Annotated in this window: 2 protein-coding genes; one reads left to right on the top strand and one right to left on the bottom strand. The window is 25.0% G+C overall.

The window, feature by feature from the left end:
- Positions 1 to 30: 30 nt before the first annotated feature.
- Positions 31 to 735: an SPOR domain-containing protein gene (locus BN1173_RS02790; RefSeq protein WP_040236441.1), complete on the top strand. Its 705-nt coding sequence runs from the start codon at positions 31 to 33 to the stop codon at positions 733 to 735.
- On the opposite strand, the gene BN1173_RS04610 is transcribed toward BN1173_RS02790, so the two are convergent.
- Positions 718 to 1113 (bottom strand): FGGY-family carbohydrate kinase, encoded by a 396-nt coding sequence (locus BN1173_RS04610; RefSeq protein ID WP_040236440.1) that lies wholly within the window; start codon positions 1111 to 1113, stop codon positions 718 to 720. The genes BN1173_RS02790 and BN1173_RS04610 overlap by 18 nt on opposite strands.
- Between the last annotated feature and the right edge of the window lie 87 nt (positions 1114 to 1200).

The raw sequence follows: 1200 nt of genomic DNA, 5'->3' as shown, positions 1-1200 counted from the left end.
AATTAGGGCTAAGATGAGAGAGGTAACATAATGAGAGATTTCAATAACAATAATAACAAAGGATTCTTAGTAGCATTAACTTCAATTGTAACTGTTTGTGCAATTATATTTCTTGGAATAATTATTTTTTTCCCAAATAAAAATTTGGCCTCTGACATTGCAGGCAAAAATATTATTTTGCAAGAAACAAAAAATGAAAAATCTACAGAAAATGAAAATAATAAAGATACTCTATCAATAACTGACAAACCAAATGAAATCATAATTGACCTTACAAAAACCAATAAAGAAGATACAAATTTCAATAATAATATGGATAAAAATAATAAAGAAATTATTCACAAAAAAGAAGCACAAATTGTAAAACCAAATATACCCAAAAAAACACAAACACAAGCAAAAACACTCAAACCAAAAAAAATGAATGCAAAGGCAAGTCAAGAAATCAAAAAAAAACAAAATTATAATAAACTTGAAAGCAAATATGATCCTCAAAAGGAATATTATATACAATTTGCATCGCTCTCAGATCCAATTACTGCTGACAATAATATCCAAGAACTAATGAAATATAAAATAAATGCAAAAATATATTCAGCAACAATAAATGACAAAGACACCTATAGGGTCAGATCTGGACCATATAAAACTATATCAGAAGCAAAGATTGATCTTCAAAAAATATCAAATTCAAATGAATTTAAGGATGCTTACATATTAACTATTAACAAATAGATTAAAATTAGAAACATAATTATGATATTTTTCCAAATAAATATCATGCATATTGGCATTAAAGGACACAATACGCTTTATTTTAACAAGTTTTTTAAATGCATTCTCTAAATTATCAAATTCTTTCAAACAACAAAAGGCCAAAATTGCATTACCAGCAATCTCAGAATGTTTAAATTCAAAAATTTTTAAATCTTTCCCAATAATATTAGCTTTAAGCTTATTTAAAAATAAATTATCTGAATTAGTCCCACTTACAAAAATATCTAAGATATCTCTTTTACAAGACTTAAGATTAAGCATCCTATTATAAAATGAAAAATAAGAAGACTCAAGAATTGCAATTCCTATCTGTAAAGGATCATCTAACTTTCCCACAATGCCTTCATTTAAATTATTCTTTATTTGTGNATCAAAATTAAAATATAATCAAAAACCAAGAGTTATTATAGATAAAACATCACC

Origin of the sequence: Borrelia crocidurae (assembly GCF_000825665.2) — a bacterium.
In the GTDB taxonomy this organism is placed as follows: domain Bacteria; phylum Spirochaetota; class Spirochaetia; order Borreliales; family Borreliaceae; genus Borrelia; species Borrelia duttonii.
Note: the sequence above shows the minus strand (reverse complement) of the source record. Positions and strands in the feature narration are given on the sequence as shown.

Bases quoted from the DNA above. Each gene is read 5' to 3' on its own strand.
- BN1173_RS02790 (WP_040236441.1), top strand. From the start codon at position 31: ATGAGAGATTTCAATAACAATAATAACAAAGGATTCTTAGTAGCATTA.